The sequence below is a fragment of the Hydrogenobacter sp. genome (assembly GCA_041287335.1).
GTDB lineage: Bacteria > Aquificota > Aquificia > Aquificales > Aquificaceae > Hydrogenobacter.
On sequence record JBEULM010000027.1, the window covers coordinates 1 to 7,853 of the forward strand.

The 7,853-nt window shown below is 37.8% G+C and carries 9 protein-coding genes; 4 read left to right on the forward strand and 5 right to left on the reverse strand.

Going from position 1 to position 7,853, the window contains the following annotated elements:
* The 3 genes from ABWK04_03660 to ABWK04_03670 form a co-directional block, all read left to right on the forward strand.
* Positions 1-204, forward strand: a 204-nt coding sequence (locus ABWK04_03660) for a hypothetical protein (protein ID MEZ0360983.1), incomplete at its 5' end; no start/stop codon positions are given.
* Between the two features lie 141 nt (positions 205-345).
* Complete coding sequence (locus tag ABWK04_03665) at positions 346-1,551, forward strand: ammonia-forming cytochrome c nitrite reductase subunit c552 (GenBank protein ID MEZ0360984.1); 1,206 nt, start codon at positions 346-348, stop codon at positions 1,549-1,551.
* Positions 1,535-3,100 carry a HAMP domain-containing sensor histidine kinase gene (locus ABWK04_03670; GenBank protein ID MEZ0360985.1) on the forward strand — a complete coding sequence of 522 codons (1,566 nt, stop codon included), beginning with the start codon at positions 1,535-1,537 and terminating at the stop codon, positions 3,098-3,100. The genes ABWK04_03665 and ABWK04_03670 overlap by 17 nt, the downstream gene beginning before the upstream one ends.
* On the opposite strand, the gene ABWK04_03675 is transcribed toward ABWK04_03670, so the two are convergent.
* From ABWK04_03675 to ABWK04_03695, 5 genes are all read right to left on the reverse strand, one after another.
* A complete protein-coding gene (locus ABWK04_03675; GenBank protein MEZ0360986.1) occupies positions 3,056-4,453 on the reverse strand; it encodes a sigma-54 dependent transcriptional regulator in 1,398 nt (465 codons plus the stop codon). The two genes, ABWK04_03670 and ABWK04_03675, sit on opposite strands and share 45 nt — an antisense overlap.
* 67 nt (positions 4,454-4,520) lie before the next feature.
* Positions 4,521-5,417: a DUF3365 domain-containing protein gene (locus ABWK04_03680; protein MEZ0360987.1), complete on the reverse strand. Its 897-nt coding sequence runs from the start codon at positions 5,415-5,417 to the stop codon at positions 4,521-4,523.
* Entirely contained in the window at positions 5,414-6,565 is a 1,152-nt protein-coding gene (locus ABWK04_03685) for a hypothetical protein (GenBank protein ID MEZ0360988.1), read from the reverse strand. The genes ABWK04_03680 and ABWK04_03685 overlap by 4 nt, the downstream gene beginning before the upstream one ends.
* Positions 6,543-7,112, reverse strand: coding sequence for an ADP-ribosylation factor-like protein (locus ABWK04_03690; protein ID MEZ0360989.1), 570 nt, complete (start codon positions 7,110-7,112; stop codon positions 6,543-6,545). The genes ABWK04_03685 and ABWK04_03690 overlap by 23 nt, the downstream gene beginning before the upstream one ends.
* 1 nt (position 7,113) lies before the next feature.
* On the reverse strand, positions 7,114-7,599 hold the full coding sequence (locus ABWK04_03695) for a roadblock/LC7 domain-containing protein (protein MEZ0360990.1): 486 nt from the start codon (positions 7,597-7,599) through the stop codon (positions 7,114-7,116).
* Between the two features lie 116 nt (positions 7,600-7,715).
* Here ABWK04_03695 and ABWK04_03700 point away from each other — a divergent pair.
* Positions 7,716-7,853, forward strand: a 138-nt coding sequence (locus ABWK04_03700) for a helix-turn-helix domain-containing protein (GenBank protein ID MEZ0360991.1), incomplete at its 3' end; no start/stop codon positions are given.

The following is a 7,853-nucleotide window of genomic DNA, read 5'->3' on the forward strand; positions in this document are numbered from 1 at the left end:
ATAACACCTGGATATGGTCAAGTCGGTGTAGTTAGTTATAGAGGCTTTGCAGGAAATGGCAATCCTCCTTTCCCAGTTTCACACAGGATAAATCTCGTTTATAATACCACTTCAGCGGTCATGACTTTTACCTCTGACGGGCGTAAGGTCTTTATAAATGACAGAGCTAACCCTATAATTTACTGTTATAGACACCTTTACTAAGAGTATCTCAGATATTATACCTGTTCCAGCTGCCTCTCAAGCCTTGACCACAAAAAGCATGATTATGCCTACAAAGGGTGCTACAACACCTCCACCTTCAGGTGGTGGCGGAGGTGGTGGTGGTGGCCCACTGCCTATGCCATGCGGTGGGTAATAAAAAATTCGTGTGCAAGGGTTATCTTCATTACCCTTGCCCTTCTTTTTTCTTGTAAGGATAGGTATGATACAGTAGAAGAATACTGGAAGAGACCTATAAAACCTAACGGTGAACCTCCAAAAACTTATTCAGCATTAGAAGCATCCTTAGATCCAAAGGCATGCGGTTCTTGCCATGCAGAAAAGTATACGGAATGGCAACAGAGCCTGCACTCCAAAACAATATCTTCAGGTTTGTTGTGGCAAATGAGGATGATGGACCAGTTATCGGCGAATAAGTGTATGGATTGTCACGCTCCTTTATCCGAGCAGAAAGCCTTGATGGCTATTTACATGAATTATCCATCAAGACCTCAAAAACCTGCGCCTGCATATATTACAGATAATCTGCATCTGCAGGGTGTAATATGTGCTGCATGCCATGTAAGAGAACATACGAGATATGGTCCACCCCCAACCAAAACCCTACCTTCTGTGGTTCCTCACGGAGGTTTTAAGATAAGAGATTTTTTTCAGGATAGTAAATTTTGTGCGGCATGCCATCAATTTCCCCCAAATGGTGAAAAAACCAACGGAAAACTCAGACAAGATACCTACGAGGAATGGAAAAAATCAATTTTTTATTCAAGAGGTATTACATGTCAAAGTTGTCATATGCCAGATAGAAAGCATACATGGAAAGGAATACATGATAGGAACATGGTGCTAAGTGCTCTAAGAATAGAGGTATGGGTAGAAGAGGGGAATTTTAATATAGAACTTACAAATGTTGGTGCGGGACATAACTTGCCCACTTATATGGTACCTAAGATAGTTGTGAGGGTTTTTCAGAAGGACAGAAAGATTATTAAAGGTATTGTTGGTTGGATGGTTAACGAATATGATTTGGGTAAAGAAATGTTTGATACGCGTATAGCTCCGAATAGATCTTTAATCTTTACAGGTAAACTGATTGATAAAAAAGAACCAATAAAAGTGCTTATAATTGTGGAACCTGAGGAGCATTATTACAGGGCTTTTGGTAGATATCTAAAAGATAACAAAAATAATTTATCACCCATTGTATTAAGCCTTTTGGAAGATGCAGTCAAAAGAGCAAGAAAAACAAATTATATACTTTTAAGCTCAATACTGAATCCGGAAAGATTAACTAAAGGAAGATATATTTTAAATTATGGAACCACTTTTTAAATTGCTTAACTTTAGTGAGGTATCATTGAATAAACATTTACCCCTAACCCTGTCTGTGGTAGGGATAAGCATTACATTGTTTACACTTTTAGTTTTACCATTTATAAGTTCTATCTTCTGGATAGATTTGATAACTAACTCTATAATTAGTTTCTTTTGTGGTATTGTAGCACTTGCAGTAAGTTTTTTATTTGTGTTTGAATTTTTAAAATCCCAGACACTTTTTTCTTTTTTTCTTTTTTTGTCTTTCTATAGTTCAGGTATCTCTGATATATACGCCTCTTTTGTAACAGATATAAGAGCTTTTATATGGGTAAGAGTTATAAATACACTTAGTTCTTCTATCTTCTTATGTTTAGGATGTCTTTTTGTAGAAAAGAGATATAACAAAATTACTTCAAGTTTAACAGTAAAAATCCTTATATTCTTCGCGGTTTTTTCTTCTATAGCGTTTGGTTTTATATTCAGGTCATTCAACTCTTATTTGCCAGAGCCTCTGATTTTTAAAAGTGTGGATAAAATAACTTACGAAGGATTAAACAAAATCACTATTCTTGCATCCGTATTCTCAATAATGCTGTTTCTTACAAGTGCTTTTCTTCTGTATAAGATATACATAAAACATAGACAAGAATTGCTCCTCTATATGTCCTTTTATTCAGTTATGATGGCTAATATAAGTTTTCTATTTACCTTATCAACGCTATGGAATATAATATGGTGGGTATGGCATATTCTCAGATTGCTAGTTTACATCTTCCTTTTTGGGCTTTTCCTGTTTGGATTTATTTATCTTTTTAACAACATCAATAGAAAAACCAAAGAACTTACAGTTGCTTATAATCAACTTAAAGCTGCTCAAGAAAAACTGGTGGCAAGTGAAAGAATGGTTGCTGCAGGCATGATGGCGGCTACTATAATCCACGAAATAAGAACACCTATAGCAACCATTAATAATCTTATTCAGCTTTTAGCTAATGTGGATATAAAATGCAATTATGATACATTTGTTGAGTTAAAGAACTTGTTAAAGGAAGAAATATATCGTTTGAAAAGGATTACAGAAATATTTAATTTATCATACAGTCAGTATACACCTAAAAAGCGTAAGGCAAATTTAAGTGAAGAAGTAAAGTTATGTGTGGAAAGTTTTAAACAATCAAATGCGGACATAATAGCGGATAAAAGTATTGAACTAGAAAGTTACATAGAGGGGGATATACACGCTAATGTAGATATAGATGGGTTAAGAGTGTGCTTATATAATCTCCTTCAAAATGCTGTTGAGTCAACAGAAGAAGGAATTATCCGTGTGTATCTTAAAAAAATAGGTGATAAAATTGAAATCTCTGTTGAAGATACCGGAGTGGGAATCCCTGCGGAGAATATAGATAAGGTATTTGAACCTTTTTACACCTCCAAAACTAAAGGACTGGGTTTAGGTCTTTTTATAGTAAAGAGAATCGTTAATGCGCACGGGGGAGATATAATGGTAGTAAGTTCCTTAGGGAGAGGCAGTAAATTCTCCATCCTTATCCCGGTTCTTTAGCAGACTGTCAGGTTCTATACCATAAGCTTTGATTTTTCTCCACAGGGTTACCCTACTCATATTGAGTTTACTAGCGGCTTCCTGAAGAGTATAACTGTTTTTGAGTGCCTCCACTATAAGGTTCTTTTCCGATAAGCTCATCAGTAATTTCCTGTCTACAGACGGAATAACGGAACCTCTTCTACCTATAGCTTGTACTAAGTATTCGGGTAGATCCTCAAAACCTATAAACTCCCCTTCACAATGAAGTACTGCATAAGCTACTATATTGGAAAGTTCCCTTACATTTCCTGGATAATCGTAAAGTAGCAAATATTCCCATACTCCTGTATTGTACCCTTTTATATATTTTTTGGTATACTTCTCTTTAAACTTCTCAAGAAAGTGATTCAAAAACGAGGGAATATCCTCTTTTCTTTCCCTGAGCGGTGGTATATGTATGTGAACAGTGCTCAATCTATAATAAAGATCCTTCCTCAACCTTCCTTCTTCAATAGCTTTATCAATGTCATGATTAGTAGCAGATATAAATCTAACATTTACCTCCAACTCTTTAAGAGATCCTATCTTCCTAATTTTTTTTCTCTCAATTACATCTAAGAGTTTTGCCTGCATGTTAGATGGCATGTCCCCAATTTCATCAAGGAAAAGGGTTCCGCCATCAGCAGCTTTTATTAACCCTTCTTTTTCCGAAGAGGCACCTGTAAAAGAACCTTTTGAGTATCCAAGAAACTCAACTTCGCATAAACTTTCAGGTATAGTAGCACAGTTTGCAATTACAAATGGACCAACCCCTCTGCTACTGCTTTTATGAATTACTTCAGCAAGATAGCTTTTTCCTGTACCTGTTTCACCAGTTATAAAGATAGGTACATCGCTATCTCCAAACCTTCTTATAATGTCTTTCACTCTCTCTACCCACAGCCCATTACCTATAAATTCTACCGTTGTGTCTTCTCCCCATTTATGAGCGCTTCTTGCTTTTCCATATTCAATAGCCCTTTTTACTTTAGCTTTGAACTCTTCAAATTCAAAGGGTTTTTCTATATAGTCAAAAGCACCTATCTTCATAGCTTCTACCGCGCTACTGACAGTTCCGTAGGCAGTTATCATTATGATAGGGATATGAGGAGAAACTATTTTTACAAACTTTAGAAGTTCTAAACCGTCCACCTTTTCCATTCTGAGATCTGTTATAATAAGATCAAAATTTTGGCTTTTGTTTAACTTCTCTATGGCTTCTTTACCATCATAGGCTTCGTATACATCAAGGTGTATACTTTTTAAAAGTAAGCTCAAGGATCTTCTGAAATTGTAATCATCATCAACTAACAGAACCTTTCCATAAAACATAGCCTATGTTATTTATCTTACTTCCCAACTTATGTTCCGTCAAGAAGGACCTATTTTAAACAAGTTTTCACTTTAAAAGATCCATGACCTTCTTTATGCTAACTCTCATCCTTTCAAAAGCTTCTGCAAGCTTCCCTATCTCGTCGTCGGAACTTATATCAACAGGTTCATCTACGTTACCTTTTGCTATTTCCTCAGCCTTTTTCTCAAGCTTCTCCACGGGTCTGAAAACAAGCTTTTCCAAGGAGAAAAGTATAAAGAGGGTCAAAGAGAAAAACACGCCGAATATAAAAAGCCCTCTGTACAGACCTGTCAGTTGAGCCTTCAATACAGTCGATTCGAAGGGTACAAGAACTATAACCGCACCTTGAACTTTTCCCACTTCCCAATTTAGATCTCTTTGCGGTTTGTAGATAGCCTGTATCACTTTTGGCATATTCTGGATCTGACCGTGACACCTCAAACAGCTACCGTCAGGGACTACCGCAGAGGCGTATACGAAATACCTCTCTCCTTTGTAATTGACTATGTCCGAATACTCCCTATTTGAAGAGTTTCTCATAAAAGCTATGATCTTTGCCTCAAGCTCGTTAGGTTCATCCTTAAGGTTTAGAGGATTAAAGGCTACCTGTCTGAGTGTAAAGTTTGGAAGATCCTCGCTGACCCTTTTGAAAATAGATGCAGTGAAAAAGCTCGAAGACTGCCCTTCAAGCAAGAAATCTTCTTTGGAACATCCGCTCGCTAAAAGTTCGTCAATTTTTGGTCTTAGGACGCTTCTTACATAATCTCTTGATGCTTTCGTAAAAGTCATGGCGGTTTTTATTTTTTCCTTGGCGGTTTCTTTGGCTGTATCTACCGTACTTTGATAAGAGTAATAACCTACCCCTATGCCCAAAGCCGTCCCAAAAAGTATTACCGGTAGCCCTACCTTCCACCTTATACTCTTAGGTAAGGGTAATTTCATCCTAACACCCTCCTTGCTTTTTCTAAAAATCTGCTAGCGTGCATGCTGTCCGGGATCTCCAAATACAGTATTTCTACAAGCTTTCTGAGATCCTCTTCACGCATGCGCCTCTCCAAATAACCCTTCTCCTTAAGTATTTTATTCCACAGTATAGCTCCCACGGGACCAATCTCTTCTATAAAGTGGGACTTTATCGCCCTCACTCTTTCTTCATCCACATAATAGATCTCTTCTGGAACTACTAGCTCTTCCGAATAGAACTCTACTTGTATAGGTGGAATAGATTCCTTTACCTGAATGGTGTACAGCGAATAGATGTTTTTTGTGCCAGGGGATATGTCAAGGTTATGGCTTTCTATACGATCCATTGTATGCAGAAGTCTTAAGAGTTGAGTGCCTTTGTAAAAAAATTCATACAGTCTCTCACCTTTTGAAGAGAACACATCAAGCAGCGCGCTGAGTTTCTTGTTGGCTATTTCTTTTTTAACTATGCTGAGTTCTTCACCGCTCATGAAGGTGTCCTCTCTTTCCTTTTTAAGCGTATCCATAGAGCATAGAAGTAATGGTAACTCAGGTTCAGTTGCGTAAACCGCTATATAGGCATCTTCCTTCTCAATGTTGATCCGCTGATTTTTACCTGTGGTGTAAAGGTTGTCTTTATATAAGCATACGGGAAGACCTTTTTGAAACATAAGCATAAGTATAAACCCGCCTTTATTACACACCACGAGATAACCGTCCAGATGCGATCTTTTTATCTGTTCCATGAGTTTATTTTTATCAATGTGTGAAAATTTTACACAGGTAAGAAATTCGTAACCGTAAGATGCAAAGTTATATGGATCCGGTGGTGTCTTAATGTGATGCTTAAAGATGAGTAGATTGACGAGTGGTACTTCATAAAAAGATACCTTCCCGGGTTCATTTTTGGCTCTATATGTTCCCATGTCTATCTCCCTTCTCGCCCCATCCCTGCTTATACTCACTCCCCAAAGAAATTCACCATCCGCAAAAAGTAGGTAATCGTCTGAGTTCCAGTAAGATATCTGAAAGTATCCAGAAATTTTCTTTTCTACAACTTCCCCAAAAAGCTTTTCCAGATTTATGGTTTCTAAGCTTAAGTCTTTATAGAGAGCTACTCTTTGCATGTTTGGTAACCAGTATGTTTTTTAACACCTTCACGAAAGTTTCCAGCACACCTTTTCCTTCTGTAGCTACTGCCTCCACGAAATCGGTTCCCCAAGGGTTAAACATCATCTGCATATCTTCAATGTCCATAGCATCGGGTAGATCCCTTTTGTTGTATTGAACTACGACAGGAAATTTCAGTAAATCCCTTCCCTGCTCTTTCAAAACTGCAGCAGTTTCCCTCATCACCAAAAAGTTAACTTGTTTCCTCTCCTGACTGCTGTCAACAACAAAGACAAGTCCGTCAACTCCGTTCATGACAACTTTCCTAAGAGGATGGAGTCTAAACTGACCGGGTGTTGTCAGGATCTTCACGTCCAGATCTATGCCCTCCACGTTAATGTTGCTTACGAACATTTCCACAAAAAGTGTTCTCTTTTCGTCGGTTTCCATACTCACAAACTCTCCTTTGGCTATACCCTTTTCCCTGAGTATCTCGTAAAGTTTCCGCACATTTGTACTCTTACCTGCTAAGCTTGATCCAAAGTAGACGACTTTTAACTTCATGCTACAGACCTATTATCTTACCGAGTTTCTCCTCAAGAGTTTTTACATCAACTTTTACAGTCTTAACAGGTATGAGCTTCAGGTTATTGAAGATTTCTTCAAGCTCTTGAGATGTAGCCTTTAAAAAGAGCCTCACACTCCCCAAAGCGACAGCTTTGCTTACCATGATACCTATCAGGAATCTCGGTTTTATCAACTTTATTACCACATCCACACCTTTACCTTCAAACTGCAAAACGTCAAGTTCTTCCACAGAAAGCATCTTAGACATTTCCGATGCTGCACCAAATATACCACTTATAAGGCTTGCTATAAATTCAGCTCTATCTTCGTCTGTTTTTTTGCCTTTTATATCTATAATCCTACCCGCATCATCTGTGAGTATCACAAGCTCAGCCGATGTTTTAGATAGGAGATTTTCAAGCACTTCACTGAGCTTGCTCTTGATCCTATCGTCAAGTTCGTACTCTATAAGGTCAAGTTCCATAATTCCCCCTCTTATAAATTTAACACAAAACCGGCAAGAAGTCTCTGCCTTCTATAAGGTGGAAATGAATTGCCTGTTGACAAAATTCAGTTTCGGTATAATATTTGCGAACGAAGATGCTTAAAGCTTATAAGTATCGCATATATCCGACAAAGAGCCAGAGACAGATTATAGAAAAGGCCTTTGGCTGTGTCAGGTTCTACTGGAACAATGCTCTGGAAATCAAGCTAAAAGCCTTAGAAAGAGGGGAGAAG